Consider the following 24,869-nt stretch of genomic DNA (forward strand, 5'->3'; position numbering starts at 1 on the left):
CCTCAGAGATGCCGCGTCTCGGCCGGCGGGTTCATCCAGTTGTTGGCGCGGCCGTCGCACCAGCGCAGCGGCGCATCGATCAGCTCCTGCGGCTCGACGTCGTCGAGACAGGCAAGGTTGACCGAGACGTAGTCGCCGCCGATCTGCTCCACGTGGCCGCGCCCGAACGGATGCACGCCGCAATGGCGGCAGAACAGGTGGTGCGCGCTGCGCGTGCCGAACTGGTAATCGGACAGCGCGTCCTCGCCCGCGAGCAGGCGGAAATCCTGCGGCTTGATGGTGATGCCCCAGCTGCGCATCTTGCGGCAGATCGAGCAGTTGCAGCGGCCGGTGGTGCCGGTGGCTAGATCGAGGTCGGCCTCGTAGCGCACCGCGCCGCAGTGGCAGCTGCCGTGGTAGGTCTTCCTGGTCATCGTGGGCTCCGGAGGGACGAGAAGGCATGGCGCAGGCCGGTCAGGGCCAGCAGGGTGAGGCGGTGGCGGTGCGCCGGACGGTGCGGCGCATCCTCCCGCGCGGCCTTCGTCGGCAGCCGGTACTGGCCGTCCAGCAGCAGGCCATTCAGGTACAGCGGCCGGTAGGCCATCAGCGCGCGATCGAGCGTGGATCGTTTCATGACCGCCCCCTCAGGCCGCGGCCGCAGTGGCGCCCGCCAACCACGGCGGCGGCAGGGCCTGCTTGTACAGGCGGAACCAGTGCTCGCGGTCGCTGGCGTTGTACAGGTCCAGCGTGCGGATCACCTCGCGGGCGAACTCCACGCTGCCCAGCTCGCTGGCGGTAAGCGTGCCGCCATCGCTGACCGCGAGCACGCCGGCGTCGTACTGCTCGGCGCCGCGGTAGTCGGGAACGTGGGCGTCGATGTGGCCGGCGTGGTTGGCGGTGTGCCGGCAGCGGTCCAGCAGGCCGGCGCGGGCCAGCGCCAGCACGCCGCCGTCGATGCCGGCCACCGGCGCGCCGGCCGCGTGCACGCGGCGCGCGGCGGCCACCGCGGCCAGGCCCTCGCCGCGCGTCCACAGGTGGCCGCCGGGCAGGATCAGCAGCGCCGCGCGATTGAGATCCATCTGGGCCAGGCTCAGCTCGGGCTGCACCATGAGGCCACCCATCGAGACCACCGGCGCCATCGAGAAGCCCACCGCCTGCACCTGCCAGTCGCCGGGGCGGCGGATCTCGCACAGTGCCAGTGCGGCCTGCCAGTCGGCAAAGCCGTCGAACACCAGGAAATAAACCAGGTCGCGCATGTCGTGTCCCTCCGCTATGGAGGTACAGCTTGCCGACCCCTTGCTGCCAACGTGATGTCAGCAGCCGGGCCGGACGCGGGCACGCGGGGTGCCAGGCTGGCACTGTTCAGCCGGAGCCCGGACAATGGCGCTTCCTCTTGCCATGGACCCGACATGAAACCCGTCTCGCTGATCCAGTTCCTGATCGAGGAACGCCGCGCCAGCCACATCAATGCCGAACTTTCGCTGCTGATCGAAGTGGTCGCGCGCGCCTGCAAGCGCATCGGCGTGGCCACCGGCAAGGGCGCGCTGGGCGGCGTGCTGGGCGAAGCCGGCACGGGCAACATCCAGGGCGAGGCGCAGAAGAAGCTGGACGTGATCTCCAACGAGATCCTGCTGGAGGCGAACGCATGGGGCGGCCACCTCGCCGCCTGCGCCTCGGAGGAGATGGAAGACCCGCAGCAGATCCCGGACGGCTATCCGAAGGGCCAGCACCTGCTGCTGTTCGACCCGCTGGACGGTTCCTCGAACATCGACGTCAACATCTCGGTCGGCACGATCTTCTCGGTGCTGCGCTGCCCGGACGGCGTGACCGAACCGAAGGCCGAACACTTCCTGCAGCCGGGCACCACCCAGCTCGCCGCCGGCTACGTGGTGTACGGGCCGTCCACCGTGCTGGTGCTGACCTTCGGCCACGGCACCCACGAGTTCACGCTGGACCGCGAAGTGGGCAGCTTCATCCTCAGCCGCCGCGGTATCCGCATTCCGGTCGAGACCGCCGAGTTCGCCATCAACATGTCGAACCAGCGCCACTGGCAGGCACCGATGCAGCGCTACATCGGCGAGCTGCTGGCCGGCAAGGAAGGCCCGCGCGGCAAGGACTTCAACATGCGCTGGGTCGCCTCGATGGTGGCCGACGTGCACCGCATCGTGACCCGCGGCGGCGTGTTCTATTACCCGCTGGACGCGAAGATCCTCGACAAGGGCGGCAAGCTGCGCCTGATGTACGAGGCCAACCCGATGGCCTTCATCATCGAGCAGGCCGGCGGCGCCGCCACCACCGGCCGCCAGCGCATCATGGAACTGCAGCCGAGAGGCCTGCACCAGCGCGTGCCGGTGTTCCTCGGCTCGAAGGCCGAGGTGGAAGTGGCCACGCACTACCACCGGGAAGCCGACGGCGCGCTGGGCTGATTGACTCCCTCCCCTGCTTCGCAGGGGAGGGCTGGGGTGGGGTCCGCTCTTTGCTCCACCTCAAAAGCACCCCCTCCTGACCTCCCCCTGCTGCGCAGGGGGAGGAACCGAATCTGAACTTTCTGCCGATATCGACCCATGCCCTTCCGTCGCCTGCTGCCGCTGCTCGCCACGCTCGCGCTGGGCGCCTGCACGCACGCCGTCAAACCCGTGCCGCCGCCCGTGGCACCGCCGCCGGCGCCGCTGAGGATCGGCCTGGCGCTCGGCGGCGGCGCGGCGAAGGGCTTCGCGCACATCGGCGTGATCAAGATGCTGGAGGCCAGCGGCATCCATCCGGACGTGGTCGCCGGCACCAGCGCGGGCAGCGTGGTCGGCGCACTGTACGCCGGCGGCATGGACGCGTTCGCGCTGCAGCAGACCGCGTTTGGCCTCGACGAAGCGAAGATCCGCGACGTGCGGCTGTTCTCCGGCGGACTGGTGCAGGGTCAGGCGCTGCAGGATTACGTGAACCAGCTGCTGCACAAGCAGCCGATCGAACAGCTGAAGCGGCCGTTCGCCGCGGTCGCCACCGAGCTGGAGACCGGCCAGCGCACAGTGTTCGTACGCGGCGACACCGGTCGCGCGGTACGCGCGTCGTCCGCCGTTCCCGGCGTGTTCGAGCCGGTGGAGATCCGCGGCAGGCACTACGTCGACGGCGGCGTGGTCAGCCCGATCCCGATCGATGCGGCGCGCCAGCTCGGCGCCGACTTCGTGATCGCGGTGGACATCTCCGCCGCCCCGGACGGCAACAACCCGCAAGGCATGGTGGGCATCGTCGGCCAGTCGATCACCATCATGGGCCGGCAACTGGCTGCGCAGGAAAGCGCGCGCGCGGACGTGGTGATCCGGCCCCAGCTGCGCGGCATCGGCCCCACCGATTTCGAACGGAAGAACCTGGCCATCCTGGCCGGCGAGAAAGCGGCGCTGGCGGCGATCCCCGCGATCCGCGCCAAGCTCGCCGCACTGGCGGCATCGCGCCAGGCGGCCACCGCCACGCACTGAGCGCCGCCGCCGCCCATGCCGGCCCGCACTTGGCGCGCGCGATGCCGGGTTGTAGCGTCGCGGCTTCCACTGCCCGGAATCCCCTCATGCCGAAACATTCGCGCCTGATCTCCTCCCTGTCGCTCCTGGCCCTCGTGCTGGCATCGCATGCCTTCGCCGCCACCCCCACGGCCGACCCGCGCATCGGGCAGGTGCTGACCCAGCTGGGCAAGGCGCAGTCGATCCAGGCGGTGGCGATCTCGCCGGACGGCAAACAGCTGGCATGGGTGATCGAGCGTGACGGCAAGCCGGCGATCGAGCTGGCCGATACCGACGGCCGCCATGCGCGTCGCGTGAGCGCCGCGGCCACGCCGGGCGCATGCGCCGAATCCGGCATCGCCTGGGCGCCCGATTCGCGCCGCCTCGCGTTCGTGTCCGACTGCAGCGTCGACCTGACCAGCACGAAGGCGATGCGGAACGCCATCTACCTGGCCGATACCCGCGGCAACGGCATGCCAACCCGGCTGGCCGAACTGCAAGGCTACGTGAGTTCACTGCAGTGGACCGCCGACGGCAGGTCGCTCGGCTTCCTCTACGTGGTCGGCGCCACCCGCCACGCCAGCGCGGTGACCGCGGCCAAGCCGGCCGCCGGCGAGATCGGCGTGAGCGGGCTGGAAGTACAGCGCGTGGCCAGCCTGGACCTGGCCGGCGGCGCGCCGCGCGAGCTGACGCCGGCCGGCATGTACGCGTACGAGTTCGACTGGTCGCCGGACGGCACGCGCATCGCCTACACCGCCGCGCCGCCGCCGGGCGACAACAACTGGTGGGTGGCGAAGCTCTATGTGCAGGATGCGCGGCAGGATGCCGTCGCCCGCGTGCTCGTCGATGCATCCAGCGCCGCCAGCGGTTCGCTGCGCGGCCTGCAGATCGCGCTGCCGCGCTGGTCGCCGGACGCCACGCGGATCGCCTTCATCGGCGGCCTGATGAGCGACCAGGGCGCCACCGGCGGCGACATCTACGCGGTGCCGGCCAACGGCGGTACGCTGGTCAATCTCACTCCGGGCATCCGCGTCACGCCGGCGTGGCTGCGCTGGAGCGGAGCGCATTCGATGCTGGTCAGCCAGGTCAGCAACGGCCAGAGCCAGCTGGTCGATTACGCCGTCGGCGCCGACCGCGCGCAGCAGCAAGCTGTGCACTTCACCGTGCCGGCCAGCATCGGCGACGGCAGCGCCGCGATGGCGATGTCGCTGTCGGCCGATCTCAAGAGCATCGCGTTCCTGCAAAGCTCGTATGCGGCCGCCACCGAAGTGCATGCCGGTGCGCTCGACCGTACCCCGCCGCCGGCGGTGACCTCGTTCAACGCCGCGCTGAAGCCGGCCTGGGGCAGGGCCGAGTCGGTGGAATGGAACAACGAGGGTTTCCGCGTGCAGGGCTGGCTGTTGTATCCGGCGAACTACGACGCGAAGAAGCGCTACCCGATGATCGTGGTGGTGCACGGCGGCCCGTCGAGCGCGGTGATCCCGCGCTGGCCGGGCGTCGGTTACGGCGGCGCGCCGCTGTCCGCGCTGGGCTATTTCGTGTTCATGCCGAACCCGCGCGGCAGCTTCGGCCAGGGCGAGCAGTACGTGCAGGCGAACCGCAAGGACTTCGGCTACGGCGACCTGCGCGACATCCTCGCCGGCGTCGACGCGGTGGAGAAGAAGCTGCCGGTGGACGACCAGCGGCTCGGCCTCACCGGCTGGAGCTACGGCGGCTTCATGAGCATGTTCGCGCCCACCCAGACCCAGCGCTTCCGCGCCGTGGTGGCCGGCGCCGGCATCGCCAACTGGCAGAGCTACTACGGCCAGAACCTGATCGACCAGTGGATGCCGCCGTTCTTCGGCGCCAGCGTCTACGACGACCCGGCGGTGTACGCGAAGAGTTCGGCGATCAACTTCATCAAGCGGGTGAAGACGCCGATGCTGATCGTGGTGGGCGACCGCGACGCCGAATGCCCCGCGCCGCAGTCGTTCGAAATGTGGCGCGCGCTGCGCGCGCAGGGCGTGCCGACCTCGCTGGTGGTGTACCCGAACGAGGGCCACCACTTCGTCGACCCCGCCCACCAGCGCGACGTGCTGCAGCGGGCGCTGGGCTGGTTCCAGCAATACCTGCCGGCCGACGGCCGCGGGGGATAGCCTTGATTATCTATTCATGGTGACACCATGATACTTTTTAAGTTGTTGATATAAATGATACTTGAATAATTTAATCTATTCATGTATTTATTCAAATCATGGCTGGACAGCGCCCATCGCCCGCACATCTCATCGACGCGCTGCGGGCGCGCCGGCTAGCCACTGCGCGCGAACTCGGGCTGGCCATTGGCGCCAGCCAACCGAGCATTTCGCGCTGGCTGGCCGCAGCCGGCGACCAGGTGGTGCGGATCGGACAGGCACGCCGTTCGCGCTACGCCGCCACGCGCAACGTGCGCGGTTTGGGCGATCGCTGGCCGCTCTACCGCATCGACGCCGATGGCCGGCCGCAGGCGTTCGGCCAGCTGATCGCGCTGCATGGGAATGGTTGCCTGGTCCGCCCCGAACAGCCGGTCGACTGGCTGCGCGACGAGTTCCACGATGGCGTCTTTCCCGGCCTGCCGTGGTTTCTCGACGACATGCGGCCACAGGGCTTTCTCGGTCGCCTGTTCGGGCAGCGCTGCGCGCACGAGCTTGGCCTGGATCCGGACATCCTGCGCTGGAACGAAGACGCGGTGCTCGCCGCCCTGCTACTGCGCGGCGAGGACGGGCCGGGCAATTTCGTGCTCGGCGGGCAGGCACTCGACCACGCCCTGCGCGCCACGCCTGAACCGATTCCCTCGGCGCAGCGGACCAAGCGTTACGCCGCGCTGGCGCATGCCACGCTGGCCGGCGAACAGGCCGGTTCCTCCGCTGCCGGCGAACAGCCGAAGTTCACCGCCTGCGTCGCAGACGCCGGTGGCTCGCTGCGCCATGTCATCGTGAAGTTCAGCGAGCCGGTTGAAGGCAACCCGGTGGCCCGGCGCTGGGCCGACCTGCTGATCTGCGAATACCTCGCCAGCCAGTTGCTGGCCGAACGCGGCCACCCCGGCGCACGCGATGAACTGGTCTGGTCGCAGGGGCAACTCTGCCTGGAATCAACCCGCTTCGACCGGCTCGGCACCCATGGCCGTCGCGGTTTCGTCTCGCTGGCGTCGTGGAGCGATGCGCATGACGGCGTGCGCGACAACTGGCCGAACGCGGCCGAACGCATGCAGCGCGGCGGCTGGCTGGATCATGAAGCCGTCGAGCAGATCCGCCAGCGCTGGTGGTTCGGCCAGATGATCGGCAACACCGACATGCACTTCGGCAACCTCGGCTTCTTCCTCGACAATGGCTTGCCGCTGCAGCTGACGCCTGGCTACGACATGCTGCCGATGCTGTACCGGCCAGCCGCCAATGGCAGCCTGCCACCACGCGAGTACCAGCCGCCATCGCCACTGCCCGCCGCAATGGCACACTGGCAATGGGCCGCTGGGCTGGCCGCCGCGTTCTGGCAGCGCGTGGCGCAACACCCGCAACTGGGCGCGGACTTCCGCCGCATCGCCGAGGACAATCGGATACAGCTGGGTCGCCTGCGCCAGCGGTTCGGGTAAGCGCCATGGCGGCCTGGTCAGCCAACCGCTGCCTTCAGAACAATTCACCCTGCGGCGACAACTTGCGTGGCTGCACGAAGCGCGAGGTGTCGAGCACGAGTTCGCGGGCGCGGCCGAAGCCGTGCCTGCGGCAGGCGACGTCGAAGCGACGGCGCAGCAGGTCGGCGAACACGCCCTGGCCGCGCATGCGGGTGGCGAAGTTGCTGTCGTAGTCACGGCCGCCGTTCATCTGCTGCACCAGGCTCATCACGTGCCCGGCGCGCTGCGGCGCGTGCAGCACGAGCCATTCGCGGAACAGCGCCTTCAGCTCGTACGGCAGGCGCAGCGTGGTGTAGCCGGCGCAGCGCGCGCCGGCGTCGGCGGCCTGCGCCATCACCGCTTCCATGTCCTGGTCATTGAGCGCGGGGATGATCGGCGCCACCAGCACGCCGACCGGCACGCCGGCCGCCGCCAGCGTGCGGATCGCCTGGATCCGCCGGTGCGGCGCGCTGGCGCGCGGTTCGAGTTTGGCGGCAAGGTGGTTGTCCAGCGAATTGACCGAGACGAACACCTGCACCAGCCGTTCGCGCGCCATCGGCGCAAGGATGTCGAGGTCGCGCTCGACCAGCGCGTTCTTGGTGACGATGGTGCACGGGTGGCGGCATTCGGCCAGCAGCTCCAACGCGGCGCGGGTCAGCCGCCAGCGCTTCTCGACCGGCTGGTAGGGGTCGGTGTTGCTGCCGATGTTGATCGGGCTGACCACGTAGCCCGGTTTCGCCAGTTCCGCGCGCAGCACATCGGCGAAGTTGCCCTTGGCGCGCAGTCTGGTCTCAAAGTCCAGCCCGGGCGACAGGTTGAGGTAGCTGTGCGAGGGCCGCGCGAAGCAATAGATGCAGCAGCTCGCAACCGCGGTACGGGTTGATCGCCTGGCTGAAGGCGATGTCCGGCGAGTCGTTGCGGCTGATCACGCTCTTCGCGCGTTCCTCGGTGACGCAGGTCGGCGGGCGCGGCGCAACCTCGTCGAGCAGCGCACTCTGCCAGCCGTCATCCTCGGCCTGGTGGCGGATGCTTTCGAAGCGGCCTTCCGGGTTGGAGGCGGCGCCGCGGCCCTTGAACGGCCGTGTCGCCGGAAGCTGTTCCGGCGAGATCGGCGGCGGCGAAGAGTTATCCATCGAGGCAGTTTCGCGCGGCGACGTCTCAGCCGTCGCGACATCTTTGCGCGGCGTGATCCGGCTCGCGCGGAACGCACGACGGCGGCGCTATGATGCGGCCGTCCGCCGCCTCCGGCGGCGCGTTTCCACCTGTCGGGGCTTCCCCATGCGCTGGCTGCTGCTCGCCTTCACCGTGTTCGCGTTCGTGCTGTGCTTCAGCCGCCACGGTGCCGGCGCCTGGGGGTTCTGGCTGCTGGTCGGGCTGGTCGGCATCTTCGCCACCACGCTGGCCTTCGTGCACGCGCGCATCACCGGCAACGCGCGCGAGGACAGCCTGTCCGAGTACGACCTGAGGCGGCTGCGCGAAGGCAAGGACCCGCTGAAGCACGACCGCAGCGTGCGCTAGGCCGGCGCGCTGCAGCCCCGGCCCGGCGACCATCGCCTCGCGCATCAGGTACCTCTGCCACCGTCATCGGGAACGCACCCGCGAAACGCGCGCGGTGCGTCGCCTTCTGGCGGTCATCGGCCTGATCGGGCGCGCCTGAATCGCCGCTCGGCCAGTCGGCGACGACGAAAAACGCAGCGGCTGATGCCGCTGCGTTCCGGGTACCCACGCCGCACGGTGGGTCAGTCGTGGAGGTCGACGTCCTTGGTCTCGCGCACGAACAGCATGCCGATGACGAAGGTCATCGCCGCGATCACCACCGGATACCACAGGCCGGCGTAGAAATTGCCGGTGGCCGCCACGATGCCGAACGATACCGAGGGCAGGAAGCCGCCGAACCAGCCGTTGCCGATGTGGTACGGCAGGCTCATCGAGGTGTAGCGGATCCTGGTGGGGAACATCTCCACCAGCCACGCGGCGATCGGGCCGTAGACCATGGTCACGTAGAGCACCAGGATCGTCAGCAGCAGCACCAGCATCGGCTTGTTGGTCTGCGCCGGATCGGCCTTGGCCGGGTAGCCGGCAGCGGCCAGCGCCTTGCCGACGCCGTCGCCGAACGCCTTGCTCTGGGCGGTGAAGTCGGCCTTGGACAGGGCCCCGCCCTCGAACGAGGGGAACTGCTGGCCGCCGATGGTCACCACCGCCGGCGTGCCCGCGGCTGCCACCACGTTCTCGTACGGCACGCCGCGCTTGGCCAGGTAGCTCTTGGCCACGTCGCAGGAGCTGGTGAAGACCTTCTTGCCGATCAGGTCGATCTGCACGCTGCAGCCGGCGGGGTCGGCCTGCACCCGTATCGGTGCCGTCACGCTGGCCGCCTCGATCGCCGGGTTGCCGTAGTGGGTGATCGCCTTGAAGATCGGAAAATAGGTCAGCGCGGCGAGCAGGCAGCCGGCCAGCACGACAGGCTTGCGCCCGATCCTGTCCGACAGCCAGCCGAACACCACGAAGAACGGCGTGCCGATCAGCAGTGCCGCGGCGATCATCAGCTGGGTGGTGGTGGCATCGATCTTCAGCGTGCTGCCGAGGAAGTACATCGCGTAGAACTGGCCGCAGTACCACACCACGGCCTGGCCGGCGGTGGCGCCGAGCAGGGCCAGGATCACCAGCTTCAGGTTGCCCCAGCGCGCGAACGACTCGGTCAGCGGTGCCTTCGACTGCTTGCCCTCCTCCTTCATCTGCTTGAACACCGGCGACTCGGCCAGTTGCAGGCGGATGTAGACCGACACCGCCAGCAGCAGCGAGGACAGCAGGAACGGCACGCGCCAGCCCCAGTCGTCAAACTTGCCGCCGAGCATCCACTTGCAGCCCAGGATCACCAGCAGTGACAGGAACAGGCCGAAGGTGGCGGTGATCTGGATGAAGCTGGTGTACAGGCCGCGCTTGCCCTTCGGTGCGTGTTCGGCCACATAGGTGGCAGCGCCGCCGTACTCGCCGCCGAGCGCCAGGCCCTGCAGCATGCGCAACGCGATCAGGATGACCGGCGCGGCCATGCCGATCGAGCCGTAACTGGGCAGCAGGCCCACGAAGAAGGTGGACAGGCCCATGATCACGATGGTGATCAGGAAGGTGTACTTGCGCCCGACCAGGTCGCCGACCCGGCCGAACACCAGCGCACCGAACGGGCGCACCGCGAAGCCGGCGGCAAACGCGAGCAGGGCGAACACCAGCTGGCTCGCTTCATTCAAGCCCGAGAAGAACTGGTGGCCGATGATCACGGCGAGCGAGCCGTACAGGTAGAAGTCGTACCACTCGAACACGGTGCCCAGGCTGGAGGCCAGGATCACCCGCTTGTGGTTGACGTCGAGTGCGTCGCCGGCATTGCTGCCGATGGCGTCGATGGCATTGGTGGCCATGATGTTTCCCCTCCCGAAATAGTGGATTGCCTCTGCCCGGAACCCTGGGGAGAAGTCGGAAGGCGCGGACCGTCCCTTGCCCCGGGCCGCGCCTCGTCATCCTCCCGGTTTCGCGGGAGGTTGGGCGGCGGCGTACCGGGGCACGCCGCCATGAACCTCAGAAGCGATACAGCGCGTTGAGGCTGACCTGATTGCCGGTGGTGGTCTTGCGATTGGTGCCGTTGCTGGTGGAGTCGATCTTGTCGTGCATCCATTCGGCGCTGAGGTCATAGGCGCCGGCGGTGTACTGCAGGCTCAATGCGGCCTGGCGGTTGCGCAGCAGGCCGGTCGCACCATGGCCCATCCAGGTAATCACGTCCTGGCTGTCGGGCTTGCTGTACGCGTAGAACGCGTACACGGCCCAGTTCGGCGTGAAGCTGTAGCCGGCCTGCACGAAGCCGCCGCGTTCCTTGATGTCGCCGAACTGCGACATCGCGCCGAAGATCTCGCCGAGGCCGTTGCCGGCGTAGGCCAGCCCCTTGAACGTCCACGGACCGGGCTTCCACTGGCCGCCGACCTCGTAGCCCACGCTGGTCACTTCGGAACGGATCGGCGTGGGCGCCGTGCCCTCTACGCCGCGCAGGTTGACCTTGCTGTAGTGCGCGGCAAAATATGCTAGCCAGTTCTTGTCCTGCACGTGCAGCCGCGCCTCCAGCTGCGGCCGGAAACCGGCATTGCCGGCAGTGAGATAGTTGATGTTGTTGCCGGGACCGCTCCAGTTGCCCTCGAACGCCGCCACGTCGAAACGCCACTGCGCACCGGTGCTGCCGTGGTTGATGTCCTGCATCACCACCACACCGGGGAAGCGCCAGCCGCCGTAGCCGGAACCGAAGCCCAGCGGGAACGCGATGTGCGCCAGCGAGGTGGGCGAGTTGTCGATCGGGAACATCAGGTCCCACTGCTGGCCGATGCGCACCGTGGTACCGGTCTCGGGATTGGTCAGGTCCATGTAGGCCTGGCGCAGGCGCGGCGTCGCCTGCTGCTGGCTGTAGGCGCCGGTGCCGTTGAAGCCGCCGAAGAAGTCCATCTCGATGCGGCCGCCGCCACTCCAGTCACCGGCGAACTTGGCGCCCTTGAAATCGAGCCAGAAGCGCGTGTTGCGCACGTCGACGCCGGACAGCGTACCCTTCGAGCCGGGGATCGGGAACAGCGCGTTCTGGCCGTTGCCGTAGGTGAAGCTCCTGTTCTGGCTGAACGCGCTGGCGCTGATGAAGCCGTGCAGCGCAACCGACACGCCGGGTGCGCTGCTGAAGGTCGGCGTGGACGCGGGGGCGGCGGCCACGCTCTGCGTGGCTGGAGTTTGTGGCGCCGGCGCGGCTTTCTGCGCCTTGATCATCGCCTTCAGCTCGTTCAACTGCTGCTCCAGCTGCGCCACGCGCTGCTCGAGCTGCCGTTCGCGCGTGTCGCTTTGTGCATGCGCGGCCAGCGGCAGTGCCAGCGCGCAGGCCATGCTCAGGGCAAGCGCCTTGTAACGGTTCGTGTATCGCGTCGTCATGCGTGCGTCTCCCCAAGGTCGATGACGGGCCGAGCATGGCCATGCTGCAGCGCGGGCGACTATTCGCCATTGGTCGAAGTTCGACCAAAGTCGAGACGCCGCCGCGGAGCCGACGCCGCAGCGATCGGGCTACACTCGAAACCCGCATGCCGCCGGGCGCCATCGCCTGCCGCGGCTTCCTCCTTCGCCGTTCCCGGCACCCAGCCAGCAGGAGCCCAGCCATGTCCAAGCTCTACCCGGTCGATCCCTCGTTCGCCGCCGCCGCGCGCCTGCGCCACGACGACTACACGCGCCTCTACGCCGAGTCGGTGCGCGATCCCGAGGGCTTCTGGGGCCGCGTCGGCCAGCGGCTGGACTGGACCCGCGCGCCGACCCGGATCAAGGACGTCTCGTTCAGGCGCGACGACCTGCACATCCGCTGGTACGAGGATGGCGAACTCAATGTGTCGGCGAACTGCCTCGACCGCCACCTGGAGAAGCGCGGCGACAAGGTCGCGATCATCTTCGAGGGCGACGACCCGAAGGTATCGCGTCGGATCACCTACCGCGAGCTGCATGCTGAAGTGTGCAGGTTCGCCAACACGCTGAAGCACCTCGGCGTGGCCAAGGGCGACCGCGTGGCGATCTACCTGCCGATGATCCCGGAGGCGGCGGTGGCGATGCTGGCCTGCGCCCGCCTCGGCGCCACCCACTCGGTGGTGTTCGGCGGCTTCTCGCCCGACTCGCTGGCCGGGCGCATCGCCGACTCGCAGGCCAAGGTGGTGGTCACCGCCGACGAAGGCCTGCGCGCCGGCAAGCACATTCCGCTCAAGGTCAACGTGGACGCGGCGCTGGAGCGCCCCGGCACCAACAGCGTGGAAACCGTGATCGTGGTGCGCCACACCGGCGGCGCGGTGAACATGCAGTCGCCGCGCGACCGCTACTGGCACACCTTGATGGAAGGCCAGTCGGCCGACTGCGCGCCCACCCCGGTCGAGGCCGAGCACCCGCTGTTCGTGCTGTACACCTCCGGCTCCACCGGCAAGCCGAAGGGCGTGCAGCACTCGACCGGCGGCTACCTGGTGTTCATCAGCTACACCCACGAACTGGTGTTCGACCTGCGCGAGGACGACGTCTACTGGTGCACCGCCGATGTCGGCTGGGTCACCGGCCACAGCTACGTGGTGTACGGCCCGCTCTGCAACGGCGCCACCACGGTGATGTTCGAAGGCGTGCCGAACTATCCCGACCACAGCCGCTTCTGGCAGGTGATCGACAAGCACAAGGTCAGCCTGTTCTACACCGCGCCCACCGCGATCCGCGCGCTGATGCGCGAGGGCGAGGGCCCGGTGAAGAAAACATCGCGCGCCAGCCTGCGCCTGCTCGGCTCGGTCGGCGAACCGATCAACCCGGAGGCGTGGGAGTGGTATTACCACGTGGTGGGCGAGGGCCGCTGCCCGATCGTCGACACCTGGTGGCAGACCGAGACCGGCGGCATCATGATCTCGCCGTTGCCCGGCGCGATCGCCACCAAGCCCGGCTCGGCCACGCTGCCGTTCTTCGGCGTCAAACCGGCCATCGTCGACGCCGACGGCCAGGTGCTGGAAGGCGTGGCCGAGGGCAACCTGCTGATCACCGACTCCTGGCCCGGCCAGGTGCGCACCATCTACGGCGACCACCAGCGCTTCATCGACACCTACTTCAGCGCCTATCCCGGCAACTATTTCTCGGGCGACGGCGCGCGCCGCGACGAGGACGGCTACTACTGGATCACCGGCCGTGTCGACGACGTGATCAACGTGTCCGGCCACCGCCTCGGCACCGCCGAGGTGGAGAGCGCGCTGGTGGCGCACCCGAAGGTGGCCGAGGCCGCCGTGGTCGGCTGCCCGCACGAGATCAAGGGCCAGGGCATCTACGCCTACGTCACCCTGGTCGCCGGCGAAACCGGCAGCGACGAGCTGCGCAAGGAACTGATCGCCTGGGTGCGCAAGGAGATCGGCCCGATCGCCACGCCGGACTACCTGCAGTGGGCGCCCGGCCTGCCGAAGACCCGCTCGGGCAAGATCATGCGCCGGATCCTGCGCAAGATTGGCGAGAACCTCCCCGACCAGCTCGGCGACATCACCACCCTGGCCGATCCCGGCGTGGTGAAGAACCTGGTGGACGAGCGGCTGATCAAGTGAGCCCTTTCTTCGTCATTCCGGCGCAAGCCGGAAGCGCTTTTCAATGGCGGACGCCGGTCATCCAGCGCCTTTCGGGCGCAAGTCACTGGACCCCGGCGTTCGCCGGGGTGACGGTTCGAACGCCATGCCCGACATCCTGATCGCCGACGACCATCCGCTGTTCCGCGACGCCCTGCAGCGCGCGGTGCTGGCCGCGCTGCCGCAGGCGCGCGTGCATGCTGCCGACAGCGTGCACACCCTGCTCGGTCTGATCGAGCAGTTCCCCGACGCCGAATTGCTGCTGCTCGACCTGCACATGCCCGGTGCGCGCGGCTATTCCGCGCTGGCGCATATCCGCGGCCAGTACCCGGGGCTGCCGACCATCGTGGTGTCCGGCCACGAGGAGGCGCAGGTGGCGCGCCGCGCACTGGCGCACGGCGCCTCGGCGTACATCCCCAAGTCCACCGCCGGCCCCGACATCGTGGCGGCGATCCGCGCCGTGCTGGACGGCGACGTCTGGCTGCCGCCGGCCCTGCTCGGCAATCCCGCCGAACTCAGGCCCGACGAAGCGGCTGCCGCCGCGCAGGTCGCCGCGCTCACGCCGCAGCAGTTCCGCGTGATGACGATGATCGCCGAGGGCCTGCTGAACAAGCAGATCGCGTGGGAGCTGGGCGTCTCCGAGGCCACCGTGAAGGCGCACATGACCGCGATCATGCGCAAGCTCGGGGTCAACAACCGCACCCAGGTCGCGCTGATCGCCAGCCAGCTGGCGGTCGACCAGGAAGGCCTGCCGGCCATGCCGGCCGACCCCGGCTGAACCGTCCGGGCCGGCCGCTGAAGCTGCCGGCGGGGCGGGCATCCGACCCGGCGCGGGTCCACCATCGTTCCGCGGCGCCGGCACCTGGCATCAAACAGCCTTATATACGGCTATTTGATTTTCTTGCTTTCCTTTGTTGCGGCGCACTATAGTCGATCCTCCCCATACTGGGAGTGGAGAACATGGCTCAGCCGCACGCACAGGGTTTGTACAACCCGTCCAACGAACACGACGCCTGCGGCGTCGGTTTCGTCGCCCATATCAAGGGCCGGAAAAGCCATGACATCGTCCAGCAGGGCCTGCTGATCCTGCGCAACCTGGACCACCGCGGTGCGGTCGGCGCCGATCCGCTGATGGGCGACGGCGCCGGCATCCTGATCCAGATCCCCGACCAGCTCTACCGCGAGGACATGGCGCAGCAAGGCGTGCAGCTGCCGCCGCCGGGCGAGTACGGCGTGGGCATGATCTTCCTGCCCAAGGAGCACGCCTCGCGGCTGGCCTGCGAACAGGAGCTGGAGCGCACCGTGCGGGCTGAAGGCCAGGTGGTACTGGGTTGGCGCGACGTGCGTGTCGATGCCGAAATGCCGATGTCGCCGGCGGTCAAGGCGACCGAGCCGGTGGTGCGGCAGATCTTCATCGGGCGCGGGCCGGACGTGATGGTGCCCGATGCGCTGGAGCGGAAGCTGTACGTCATCCGCAAGACCTCCAGCCACGCGATCCGCGCGCTGAGCCTGAAGCACGGCAAGGAATACTTCGTCCCCTCGATGTCCAGCCGCACGGTGGTCTACAAGGGCCTGCTGCTGGCCGGCCAGGTCGGCCAGTACTATCTCGACCTGGCCGACCCGCGCACCGTGTCGGCGCTGGCGCTGGTGCACCAGCGCTTCTCCACCAACACCTTCCCCGCGTGGGAGCTGGCCCACCCGTACCGCATGATCGCGCACAACGGCGAGATCAACACGGTCAAGGGCAACGTGAACTGGATCAACGCGCGCACCGGCGCGATCTCCTCGCCGGTACTCGGCGACGACCTGGCCAAGCTGTGGCCGCTGATCTATCCCGGCCAGTCCGACACCGCCTCATTCGACAACTGCCTCGAGCTGCTGACCATGGCGGGCTACCCGCTGTCGCACGCGATGATGATGATGATTCCCGAGGCATGGGAACGCCACACGCTGATGGACGACAACCGCCGCGCGTTCTACGAATACCACGCCGCGATGATGGAGCCGTGGGACGGCCCCGCCGCGATCGCCTTCACTGACGGCCGCCAGGTCGGCGCCACGCTCGACCGCAACGGCCTGCGCCCGGCGCGCTACCTGATCACCGACGACGGCCTGGTGATCCTGGCCTCCGAGGCCGGCGTGCTGCCGGTCGCCGAGTCGCGCATCGTGAAGAAATGGCGGCTGCAGCCGGGCCGGATGCTGCTGATCGACATGGAAGCGGGCCGCATCATCGACGACAAGGAACTGAAGGACCAGCTGGCCAACGCCCGGCCGTACAAGCAGTGGATCGAGCACATCCGGATCAAGCTGGACGCGCTGCCGGAGCCGCGTGCCGAATCGCATGCCGTCGACAGCCTGCTCGACCGCCAGCAGGCCTTCGGCTACACCCAGGAAGACCTCAGGTTCCAGCTGCTGCCAATGGCGCAGGCCGGCGAGGAGGCGATCGGCGCGATGGGCAACGATTCGCCGCTGGCGGTGCTGTCGGAGCGCAGCAAGCCGCTGTACAGCTATTTCCGCCAGTTGTTCGCGCAGGTCACCAACCCGTCGATCGATCCGATCCGTGAACAGCTGGTGATGTCGCTGGTGTCCTTCATCGGGCCCAAGCCCAACCTGCTGGACATCAACAACATCAACCCGCCGCTGCGGCTGGAGGTGGCCCAGCCGGTGCTGGACTTCGCCGAGATGGCCAAGATCCGCAAGATCGGGCGCTACTCCAAGGGCAAGTTCCGCAGCTTCGAGCTGGACATCACCTACCCGGCGACCTGGGGCAAGGCAGGCATCGAGGCGCGCCTCGCCTCGCTGTGCGCGCAGGCCACCGACGCGATCCGCCAGGGCCACAACATCCTGATCGTGTCCGACCGGCGCAGCGACCGCGAGCGCGTGGCGATCCCCGCCCTGCTGGCTACCTCGGCGGTGCACCAGCACCTGGTCACCAAGGGCCTGCGCACCAGCACCGGCCTGGTGGTGGAGACCGGCTCGGCGCGCGAGGTGCACCACTTCGCCCTGCTCGCCGGCTACGGCGCCGAGGCGATCCACCCCTACCTGGCGATGGAAGTGCTGGCGCAGCACTTCGCCGCTGCCGGCGACGGGATCGCGCCGGACAAGGCGATCCGCAACTACGTCAAGGCGATCGACAAGGGCCTGCAGAAGGTGATGTCCAAGATGGGCATCTCCACCTACATGTCCTACACCGGCGCGCAGATCTTCGAGGCGGTGGGCCTGAACCGCGAGCTGGTGGACAAGTACTTCACCGGCACCACCTCCAACATCGAGGGCATCGGCCTGTTCGAGGTGGCCGAGGAAGCACTGCGCCTGCACGCCGCCGCCTATGGCGACGACCCGGTGCTGGCCGACGCGCTGGACGCGGGCGGCGAGTACGCCTGGCGCGTGCGCGGCGAGGAGCACATGTGGACGCCGGACATGGTGGCCAAGCTGCAGCACGCCACCCGCGCCAACAACGCGCAGACCTACCAGGAGTATTCGCAGCTGGTCAACGAACAGAGCCGGCGGCTGATGACGCTGCGCGGGCTGTTCGAGTTCCGCGCCGATCCGGCCGCCGCCATTCCGCTGGACGAGGTGGAACCGGCCGGCGAGATCGTCAAGCGCTTCGTCACCGGCGCAATGTCGCTGGGCTCGATCTCGACCGAGGCGCACACCACCCTCGCCATCGCGATGAACCGCATCGGCGGCAAGTCCAACACCGGCGAGGGCGGCGAGGACGAGGCGCGCTACCAGGGCGAGCTGCGTGGCGTGGCGATCAAGCAGGGCGACACCGTCGCCGGCCTGCTCGGCGAAGCGCACATCGAGCGCGACCTCGAACTGCAGGCCGGCGACTCGCTGCGTTCGCGGATCAAGCAGGTGGCCTCCGGCCGCTTCGGCGTCACCGCGGCCTACCTGGTCTCGGCCGACCAGATCCAGATCAAGATCGCTCAGGGCGCCAAGCCCGGCGAAGGCGGCCAGCTGCCCGGCCACAAGGTCTCCGACTACATCGCCCGGCTGCGCTTCTCGGTGCCCGGCGTGGGCCTGATCTCGCCGCCGCCGCACCACGACATCTACTCGATCGAGGACCTGGCCCAGCTCATCCACGACCTGAAGAACTGCAACCCACAGGCGTCGATCTCGGTGAAGCTGGTGTCCGAGGTGGGCGTGGGCACGGTGGCAGCCGGCGTGGCCAAGGCCAAGGCCGACCATGTGGTGATCGCCGGCCATGACGGCGGCACCGGCGCCTCGCCGTGGTCGTCGATCAAGCATGCCGGCACGCCATGGGAGCTGGGCCTGGCCGAAACGCAGCAGACCCTGGTGCTGAACCGCCTGCGCGGCCGCATCCGGGTACAGGCGGACGGCCAGATGAAGACCGGCCGCGACGTGGTGATCGGCGCCCTGCTCGGCGCCGACGAATTCGGCTTCGCCACCGCGCCGCTGGTGGTGGAAGGCTGCATCATGATGCGCAAGTGCCACCTCAACACCTGCCCCACCGGCGTGGCCACGCAGGATCCGGTGCTGCGCCGGAAGTTCAGCGGCAAGCCAGAGCACGTGGTGAACTACTTCTTCTTCGTGGCCGAGGAAGCGCGCCGGATCATGGCGCAGCTGGGCATCCGCCGCTTCGACGAGCTGGTCGGCCGCGCCGATCTGCTCGACCTCCGCCAGGGCATCGCGCACTGGAAAGCACGCGGACTGGACTTCAGCCGCGTGTTCCACCGCCCCGAAGTGCCGGCGGCGGTAGCGCGGCGGCACGTGGCCGCACAGGAGCACGGTCTCGACAAGGCCGGCAAGGCGCTCGACCACGCCCTGATCGAGAAAGCCCGGCCCGCGCTGGAGCATGGCGAACGCACCAGCTTCATCGTCGGCGTGCGCAACGTCAACCGTACCGTGGGCACCATGCTTTCCGGCGAGGTGGCGCGCCGCCACGGCCACGCCGGCCTGCCCGACGACAGCATCCACATCCAGATGGACGGCACCGCCGGACAGAGCTTCGGCGCGTTCCTGGCCCGCGGCATCACGCTCGACCTGGTCGGCGAGGCAAACGACTACGTGGGCAAGGGCCTGTCCGGCGGACGCATCATCGTGCGCTCGCCGAACGACTTCCACGGCTTCGGCCCGGAGCACATCATCGCCGGCAACACGGTGCTGTACGGCGCCACCGAAGGCGAGGCCTACTTCAACGGCGTCGCCGGCGAGCGCTTCGCCGTGCGCAACTCCGGCGCCACCGCCGTGGTGGAGGGCGTCGGCGACCACGGCTGCGAATACATGACCGGCGGCACCGTGGTCCTGCTCGGCGAAACAGGCCGCAATTTCGCCGCCGGCATGTCCGGCGGGGTGGCCTACGTCTACGATCCCGAGTTGCGCTTCCAGTCACGCTGCAACCTCGCCATGGTCGGCCTGGAACCGCTGCTCTCCGGCGTCGAGCAGGAACTGCGGGTGCCGCGGGCACTGTGGCATCCCGTCACCCGCGGTGCGCCCGGCGAGACTGATGAGGCGATCCTGCGCCGGCTGGTCGAGGCGCATTTCCGCTACACCGGCAGTTTCCGCGCCAAGTCGATCCTGCATGACTGGAGCAATGCGCGCACGCATTTCGTCAAGGTGATGCCGCACGAGTACAAGCGCGCGCTGGCCCAACCGCCGCGGGAGACCGCGGCCGCATCCATCGAGAAGGCCACGGCCTGAGTCCAGGGGAAACGCACAGATGGGCAAGATCACCGGCTTTCTCGAATACCCGCGCCTGCAGGAGACCAGCGAGGCGCCCGCGCAGCGCAAGAAGCACTGGCGCGAATTCACCGAGCACCTGGACGACGAACAGGCGAAGACCCAGGCGGCGCGCTGCATGGACTGCGGCGTGCCGTTCTGCCACAACGGCTGCCCGGTCAACAACATCATCCCGGACTTCAACGACCTGGTGTACCGGCAGGACTGGAAGCGCGCGATCGACGTGCTGCATTCGACCAACAACTTTCCCGAGTTCACCGGCCGCGTCTGTCCCGCCCCGTGCGAGGCGGCCTGCACGCTGAACATCAACGACGACGCGGTGGGCATCAAGTCGATCGAGCACAAAATCATCGACAAGGCGTGGGAGGAAGGGTGGGTGGTGGCGCAGCCGGCCGCACGCAGGACCGGCTGGAAGGTGGCCGTGGTCGGCTCCGGCCCGGCCGGGCTGGCCGCCGCGCAACAGCTGGCCCGCGCCGGCCACGCGGTGACGGTGTTCGAGAAGAACGACCGCCTCGGCGGCCTGCTGCGCTACGGCATCCCCGACTTCAAGTTGGACAAGGGCCACATCGACCGGCGCCTGGAGCAGATGCGCGGCGAAGGCGTGCAGTTCCGCACCGGCGTGTTCGTCGGCGCCGCGGCCGACGCCGGGCAGCACGGCAACCCCCGCGTGATCGCGCCGGAACAGCTGCGGCAGGAATACGACGCGGTGGTGCTCACCGGCGGCGCGGAAACCCCGCGCGACCTGCCGGTGCCCGGTCGCGCGCTGCAGGGCGTGCATTTCGCGATGGAGTTCCTGCCGCAGGCGAACCGCGTGGTGGCCGGTGACGTGCTGCAGGACCAGCTGCTCGCCACCGGCAAGCAGGTGGTCGTCATCGGCGGCGGCGACACCGGCTCCGACTGCGTGGGCACCTCGAACCGCCAGGGCGCCGTGGCGGTGACCCAGTTCGAGCTGTTGCCGCAGCCGCCCCGGCAGGAGGACAAGCCGCTGGTGTGGCCGTACTGGCCAATCCGCCTGCGCACCTCCAGCTCGCACGAGGAAGGCTGCCAGCGCGACTGGGCGGTGGCCACCAAGTGCTTCAATGACGACGGCAAGGGCCGGGTCAAGAGCCTGACCGCCGTCCGGCTGGAGTGGAAGGACGGCAAGATGCACGAGGTGGCCGGCAGCGAGTTCGAGATCCAGGCGGACCTGGTGCTGCTGGCCATGGGCTTCGTCGCGCCTGCGCAGGGCGTGCTCGATGCGTTCGGCGTGGTGAAGGATGCCCGCGGCAACGCCAGGGCCGGCACCGAGGCGCACGGCGGCTATCGCACCAGTGTGGACAAGGTATTCGCCGCCGGCGACATGCGCCGCGGCCAGTCGCTGGTGGTCTGGGCGATCCGCGAAGGGCGCCAGTGCGCGCACGCGGTGGACGAGTTCCTGATGGGCCACTCCAGCCTGCCGCGCTGATCACGGCTCAGGCAGGGCGGTCCTCGCCCTGCCGTCGCGCCAGCGCGGTCAGCAGCGCACGCAGCGCGGCCGGGCGCACCGGCTTGTGCAGTACCGGGTAGCCGCTCGCCCGCGCGCGCTGCTTCAGTTCGCTGCTGCCGTCGGCGGTGATCATCGCCACCGGCGGCAGCTCGCCCAGCGCGTCGCGCAGCTGCTGCAACGCCTGCAGGCCGTCGACGCCGTCGGCGAGGTGGTAATCGGCCAGGATCAGGTCGACGGGCCCATGCCGCAGCTCGGTGCGGGCCTGCACCACGTCCAGCGCGGTGCGGCAATCGACGCCCCAGCGGCTGAGCAGGGCGCGCATGCCGTCGAGGATGCTGGCGTCGTTGTCCAGGCACAGCACGGTCAGCGGCAATTGCTTGTCCGGGCCGGCGCGCTCCACCCGCTGACGCCGCACCGGCACCGCCTCGCAGCGTGGCACGGTTACCGCGAAGCAGCTGCCGTGCTCGACCCGTGAATGCAGGTCGAGCCGGTGGCCGAGCATGCCGGCGAGGCGGTCGCAGATCGACAGGCCCAGGCCCAGCCCCTTCTCGCCCCATGGCGAGGGGTGTTCCAGCCGCTGGAACTCGTCGAAGATGCGCGCGCGCTGCTCCGCCGCAATGCCGGGGCCGGAATCCCACACCTCGATGCGCACCTCGCCGCCCACCCGCCGCGCGCCCAGCAGCACGCCGCCCCGGCTGGTATAGCGCAGCGCGTTGGAGAGGAGGTTCTGCAGGATCCGGCGCAGCAGCTGCGGATCGCTGCGCACGGCGAGAGTGGTCGGCACCACGCGCAGGCGCAGGTCGCGCTGCTCCGCGACCACCGCGAACTGCGCCTTCAGCGAATCAAACAGTTCGGCGAGCGCGAAGCCGCCGACTTCGGGCTGGTAGCGGCCGGCATCCAGCCGCGAGATATCGAGCAGCGCGTCGAGCAGGTCCTCGGCAGCACGGAACGAGGCGTCGATGCGCTCGGCCAGCCCGCTCGCCTCGGCGTCCAGCCCGGAATGCTGGCGCAGTGCCGAGGTGAACAGGCGCGCCGCGTTCAGTGGCTGCAGCAGGTCGTGGCTGGCGGCGGCGAGGAAGCGCGTCTTGGAGATATTCGCCGTTTCCGCCGCGCGACGCGCCTGCGCGGTGGCGGCCAGCGCCTCGGACAACTCGGCGGTACGCTGCTCGACGCGCTGCTCCAGCGTCTCGTTCACCTCGATCAGCGCCTGCTCGGCGTGCTTGTACGCGGTAACGTCGGTGTAGGTGGTGACGTAGCCGCCGCCGGGCAGTGCGCGGCCGCGCATCTCGATCACCGTGCCGTCGGGGCGCACGCGCTGGAACAGGTGCGGCGAGCCGGCGCGCATGTACTGGATGCGCTTGGCCACGTGTGCCTCGACCTCGCCCGGCCCGCATTCGCCGCGCTCAGCGTTCCAGCGGATCAGCTCCGCCACCGGCACGCCCACGTGGACCATGCCGTCGGGATATTCAAACAGCTCCAGGTAGCGTCGGTTCCACGCCACCAGCCGCATCTGCGCATCGACCACGCTGATGCCCTGCGAGACGTTCTCCAGCGTGGTGGAGAGCAGTTCACGGTTGAAGCGAAGTTCCTGCGAAGCCTCGTCCAGCAGCGCCACCGACTCGGCCAGGTCCAGGCCGCTGCCGGACAGCGCGCTGATCAGGATCCGCCGCGCGTTGGCCGCACCCACCGCCGAGGCGAGCAGCCGCTCGGTGTACTGGATCAGCGCGCGGTCGGCCGCCTCGCCCGGCAACAGCGGCTTGTCGCGCCGCTGCGCATACTCGTCGAACGCGCGCACGCTGCTGCGCTCGCCCACGATGCGCTCGGCGATAGTGCGCAGGTCGGCCACCGCCACACGGCCCCGCCAGTCGCCGGCGCCGCCGCGGCTGGCCGGGTCGGCGTCCATGAACACCGCCGCGTGCAGGCGCTCCTCCAGGCTAGGCCGGAAGCGCAGCGAGACGAACACCAGGCAGCCGGCGTTGACCAGCAGCGACCAGAACGTGCCATGCATCACCGGATCCCATCCGCTGAGGTAGAACAACGCGTGCGGGCGCAGCCAGTCCCAGCCGAACAGACCATCGCGCAGCCATTGCTCCGAGCGCACCACCGCCGGCAGCAGCAAGGTATACAGCCACACCGCGAAACCGCCGAGCAGACCCGTCGCCACGCCGCGGCGGCTGGCGCCGCGCCAGTACAGCGCGGCGATCAGCGCGGGCGCGAACTGCGCCACCGCGGCAAACGCGAGCAGGCCGGTGGCGGCCAGGTTCTCCGCGTTCGCGGCCACCCGGTAGTAGGCGTAGGCCATCAGCGCCAGCACGATGATCGCGATCCGGCGCACGCCCAGCACCAGCTGCGACAGGTCGCTGCGCTGCTCCAGCCGCAGCCGGCGGATGCGCAGCAGCGCAGGCATCGCCAGGTCGTTGCTCATCATCGTCGACAGCGCCACCGAAGCCACGATCACCATGCCGGTGGCCGCCGAGAAGCCGCCGATGAAGGCCAACAGCGCCACGCCGCGGTCGCCATGCGCCATCGGCAGGGTCAGCACCCACGCATCGGCGCCGCCCTGGTGCAGCATCGGCATGCGCATGCCGGCCGCCACGATCGGCAGCACCGCCACGCTGACGATGACCAGATACAGCGGCACCATCCAGCGCGCGCGGCGGAGGTCGCCGGCGTCCTCGCACTCGACCATGCCGATCTGGAACTGCCGCGGCAGGCAGAACATCGCACAGAACGCCAGCATGGTCTGCGCGAGGAAGCCTGGCGGCGCCCCATGGCCCAGCAGATCAAGCGGCAGCTGCATCGTGTCGGCCAGTCCCGGCCCACGCCACAACGCGTAGCCGGCCAGGGCCACGAACGCCAGCAGCTTGATCAGCGACTCCAGTGCGATCGCCAGCATCATGCCGTGGTGATGCTCGGTGGCGTCGATGCTGCGCGTGCCGAACAGGATCGCGAACACCGCCAGCAGCGCCGCGCACCACATCGCGCTGTCGATACCGCCGGTCCTGACCGCGCCCAGAGCGGTTCCGCCCAGCACGCCGAACGACATGGCCACCGCCTTGAACTGCAGCGCGATGTACGGCACCACCGCGACCACTGCGATCACCGCCACCAGCGCGGCCAGGCCGTGCGACTTGCCGAAGCGCGCGCCGATGAAGTCCGCGATCGAGGTGATGTTGCGCTGTCTCACCACCTGCACCAGCCGGCGCAGCAGACCGAAGCCGAGCACGTACAGCAGGATCGGACCGAGATAGATCGGCAGGTACGCCAGGCCGTCGCGCGCGGCCGTGCCGACGGCGCCGTAGAACGTCCACGACGAGCAGTACACCGCCAGCGCGAGACTGTAGACGATCGGGCGCAGCCGCGGCTGGCGCGGATACAGCGGCCGCCGGTCGCCGGCATAGGCCACCACGAACAGCAGCCCGACATACAGCAGCGACACCAGCAGCAGCAGCCAGCCCTGGATCAATGCATCACCCCTCTTACTTACT

15 protein-coding genes and 1 pseudogene are annotated in these 24,869 nt (G+C 69.1%); 9 read left to right on the top strand and 7 right to left on the bottom strand.

What is annotated here, in order from left to right; translation table 11 throughout:
* Positions 1-2 precede the first annotated feature (2 nt).
* From AC1Q5A_RS09045 to AC1Q5A_RS09055, 3 genes are read right to left on the bottom strand one after another with little or no spacing between them, the layout of a single operon-like run.
* Positions 3-413: a GFA family protein gene (locus AC1Q5A_RS09045; protein WP_492700341.1), complete on the bottom strand. Its 411-nt coding sequence runs from the start codon at positions 411-413 to the stop codon at positions 3-5.
* Positions 410-613: a hypothetical protein gene (locus AC1Q5A_RS09050; protein ID WP_492700343.1), complete on the bottom strand. Its 204-nt coding sequence runs from the start codon at positions 611-613 to the stop codon at positions 410-412. The genes AC1Q5A_RS09045 and AC1Q5A_RS09050 overlap by 4 nt, the downstream gene beginning before the upstream one ends.
* A gap of 10 nt (positions 614-623) precedes the next feature.
* A complete protein-coding gene (locus tag AC1Q5A_RS09055) occupies positions 624-1,235 on the bottom strand; it encodes a DJ-1/PfpI family protein (RefSeq protein ID WP_492700345.1) in 612 nt (203 codons plus the stop codon).
* Positions 1,236-1,388: 153 nt separating this feature from the next.
* Between AC1Q5A_RS09055 and AC1Q5A_RS09060 the strand changes: the two genes are divergently transcribed.
* The 4 genes from AC1Q5A_RS09060 to yjjJ all read left to right on the top strand — a co-directional run bounded on the left by AC1Q5A_RS09060 (position 1,389) and on the right by yjjJ (position 7,071).
* Positions 1,389-2,405: a class 1 fructose-bisphosphatase gene (locus AC1Q5A_RS09060; RefSeq protein WP_492700346.1), complete on the top strand. Its 1,017-nt coding sequence runs from the start codon at positions 1,389-1,391 to the stop codon at positions 2,403-2,405.
* 138 nt (positions 2,406-2,543) lie between these two features.
* On the top strand, positions 2,544-3,446 hold the full coding sequence (locus AC1Q5A_RS09065; RefSeq protein WP_492700348.1) for a patatin-like phospholipase family protein: 903 nt from the start codon (positions 2,544-2,546) through the stop codon (positions 3,444-3,446).
* A gap of 86 nt (positions 3,447-3,532) precedes the next feature.
* The gene (locus AC1Q5A_RS09070) at positions 3,533-5,599 is read left to right on the top strand and encodes a S9 family peptidase (RefSeq protein ID WP_492700350.1); all 2,067 of its coding nucleotides are present in this window, start codon (positions 3,533-3,535) and stop codon (positions 5,597-5,599) included.
* Between the two features lie 98 nt (positions 5,600-5,697).
* Positions 5,698-7,071, top strand: a complete 1,374-nt coding sequence (gene yjjJ / locus AC1Q5A_RS09075; RefSeq protein ID WP_492700352.1) for a type II toxin-antitoxin system HipA family toxin YjjJ — start codon at positions 5,698-5,700, stop codon at positions 7,069-7,071.
* A 34-nt stretch (positions 7,072-7,105) separates the two neighbouring features.
* On the opposite strand, the pseudogene AC1Q5A_RS09080 reads toward yjjJ, so the two are convergent.
* Positions 7,106-8,222: pseudogene (locus AC1Q5A_RS09080) on the bottom strand (PA0069 family radical SAM protein).
* A 145-nt stretch (positions 8,223-8,367) separates the two neighbouring features.
* Between AC1Q5A_RS09080 and AC1Q5A_RS09085 the strand changes: the two are divergent.
* Positions 8,368-8,607 (top strand): hypothetical protein, encoded by a 240-nt coding sequence (locus AC1Q5A_RS09085; RefSeq protein WP_492700354.1) that lies wholly within the window; start codon positions 8,368-8,370, stop codon positions 8,605-8,607.
* A 221-nt stretch (positions 8,608-8,828) separates the two neighbouring features.
* Here the strand turns inward: AC1Q5A_RS09085 and AC1Q5A_RS09090 are convergent, their stop codons facing one another.
* Both AC1Q5A_RS09090 and AC1Q5A_RS09095 read right to left on the bottom strand, forming a co-directional pair.
* The gene (locus AC1Q5A_RS09090; protein ID WP_492700355.1) at positions 8,829-10,499 is read right to left on the bottom strand and encodes an MFS transporter; all 1,671 of its coding nucleotides are present in this window, start codon (positions 10,497-10,499) and stop codon (positions 8,829-8,831) included.
* 157 nt (positions 10,500-10,656) lie between these two features.
* Complete coding sequence (locus tag AC1Q5A_RS09095) at positions 10,657-12,033, bottom strand: hypothetical protein (RefSeq protein ID WP_492700357.1); 1,377 nt, start codon at positions 12,031-12,033, stop codon at positions 10,657-10,659.
* 221 nt (positions 12,034-12,254) lie between these two features.
* Here AC1Q5A_RS09095 and acs point away from each other — a divergent pair, with 221 nt between their 5' ends.
* The 4 genes from acs (at position 12,255) to AC1Q5A_RS09115 (ending at position 21,360) form a co-directional block, all read left to right on the top strand.
* A complete protein-coding gene (gene acs, locus AC1Q5A_RS09100; RefSeq protein WP_492700359.1) occupies positions 12,255-14,195 on the top strand; it encodes an acetate--CoA ligase in 1,941 nt (646 codons plus the stop codon).
* Between the two features lie 124 nt (positions 14,196-14,319).
* On the top strand, positions 14,320-14,991 hold the full coding sequence (locus AC1Q5A_RS09105; RefSeq protein ID WP_492700361.1) for a response regulator transcription factor: 672 nt from the start codon (positions 14,320-14,322) through the stop codon (positions 14,989-14,991).
* 182 nt (positions 14,992-15,173) lie between these two features.
* Entirely contained in the window at positions 15,174-19,877 is a 4,704-nt protein-coding gene (locus AC1Q5A_RS09110; RefSeq protein ID WP_492700363.1) for a glutamate synthase-related protein, read from the top strand.
* Positions 19,878-19,896: 19 nt separating this feature from the next.
* Positions 19,897-21,360, top strand: coding sequence for a glutamate synthase subunit beta (locus AC1Q5A_RS09115; protein WP_492700365.1), 1,464 nt, complete (start codon positions 19,897-19,899; stop codon positions 21,358-21,360).
* 7 nt (positions 21,361-21,367) lie between these two features.
* Here the strand turns inward: AC1Q5A_RS09115 and AC1Q5A_RS09120 are convergent, their stop codons facing one another.
* The gene (locus AC1Q5A_RS09120; protein WP_492700367.1) at positions 21,368-24,847 is read right to left on the bottom strand and encodes a PAS domain-containing hybrid sensor histidine kinase/response regulator; all 3,480 of its coding nucleotides are present in this window, start codon (positions 24,845-24,847) and stop codon (positions 21,368-21,370) included.
* Between the last annotated feature and the right edge of the window lie 22 nt (positions 24,848-24,869).

This window comes from Rhodanobacter sp. GW835-FHT13D09 (assembly GCF_058793995.1).

Bases quoted from the DNA above. Each gene is read 5' to 3' on its own strand.
- AC1Q5A_RS09045 (WP_492700341.1), bottom strand. From the start codon at position 413: ATGACCAGGAAGACCTACCACGGCAGCTGCCACTGCGGCGCGGTGCGC.
- AC1Q5A_RS09070 (WP_492700350.1), top strand. From the start codon at position 3,533: ATGCCGAAACATTCGCGCCTGATCTCCTCCCTGTCGCTCCTGGCCCTC.
- AC1Q5A_RS09090 (WP_492700355.1), bottom strand. From the start codon at position 10,499: ATGGCCACCAATGCCATCGACGCCATCGGCAGCAATGCCGGCGACGCA.
- AC1Q5A_RS09095 (WP_492700357.1), bottom strand. From the start codon at position 12,033: ATGACGACGCGATACACGAACCGTTACAAGGCGCTTGCCCTGAGCATG.
- acs (WP_492700359.1), top strand. From the start codon at position 12,255: ATGTCCAAGCTCTACCCGGTCGATCCCTCGTTCGCCGCCGCCGCGCGC.
- AC1Q5A_RS09105 (WP_492700361.1), top strand. From the start codon at position 14,320: ATGCCCGACATCCTGATCGCCGACGACCATCCGCTGTTCCGCGACGCC.
- AC1Q5A_RS09055 (WP_492700345.1), bottom strand. From the start codon at position 1,235: ATGCGCGACCTGGTTTATTTCCTGGTGTTCGACGGCTTTGCCGACTGG.
- AC1Q5A_RS09050 (WP_492700343.1), bottom strand. From the start codon at position 613: ATGAAACGATCCACGCTCGATCGCGCGCTGATGGCCTACCGGCCGCTG.
- AC1Q5A_RS09085 (WP_492700354.1), top strand. From the start codon at position 8,368: ATGCGCTGGCTGCTGCTCGCCTTCACCGTGTTCGCGTTCGTGCTGTGC.
- AC1Q5A_RS09060 (WP_492700346.1), top strand. From the start codon at position 1,389: ATGAAACCCGTCTCGCTGATCCAGTTCCTGATCGAGGAACGCCGCGCC.
- AC1Q5A_RS09065 (WP_492700348.1), top strand. From the start codon at position 2,544: ATGCCCTTCCGTCGCCTGCTGCCGCTGCTCGCCACGCTCGCGCTGGGC.
- AC1Q5A_RS09110 (WP_492700363.1), top strand. From the start codon at position 15,174: ATGGCTCAGCCGCACGCACAGGGTTTGTACAACCCGTCCAACGAACAC.
- yjjJ (WP_492700352.1), top strand. From the start codon at position 5,698: ATGGCTGGACAGCGCCCATCGCCCGCACATCTCATCGACGCGCTGCGG.
- AC1Q5A_RS09115 (WP_492700365.1), top strand. From the start codon at position 19,897: ATGGGCAAGATCACCGGCTTTCTCGAATACCCGCGCCTGCAGGAGACC.